The following is a 247-nucleotide window of genomic DNA, read 5'->3' as shown; positions in this document are numbered from 1 at the left end:
CTGGTGCTGGAGGAAGCCAACACCGCCGGCCTGCTCGAAGCGCTGGGCAGCGGCCGGCTGGACGCGGCATTCATCCGCTACGCGCCGACCGCGCCGCCGGCCGGCCTGGACCTGCTGTGCTTCCCCGACGAGCCCATGCTGATCGCGGTTCCCGCCGCGCACCCACTGGCCGCACGCGGCAAGGCGCCGCTGGCCGCCCTGGCCGGCGAGCCCTTCATCCTGTTCCCGCGCAGTTTCGGCAGCAGCC

At 74.5% G+C, this 247-nt stretch carries 1 protein-coding gene; it reads left to right on the top strand.

Annotation, left to right across the window (positions count from 1 at the left end; all coding sequences use genetic code 11):
* A partial coding sequence (locus SB753_RS40140; protein WP_410805562.1) for a LysR substrate-binding domain-containing protein occupies window positions 1-247 on the top strand: 247 nt, incomplete at both ends.

Origin of the sequence: Paraburkholderia sp. SIMBA_053, assembly GCF_046534895.1 — a bacterium.
GTDB lineage: Bacteria > Pseudomonadota > Gammaproteobacteria > Burkholderiales > Burkholderiaceae > Paraburkholderia > Paraburkholderia caledonica.
Note: the sequence above shows the minus strand (reverse complement) of the source record. Positions and strands in the feature narration are given on the sequence as shown.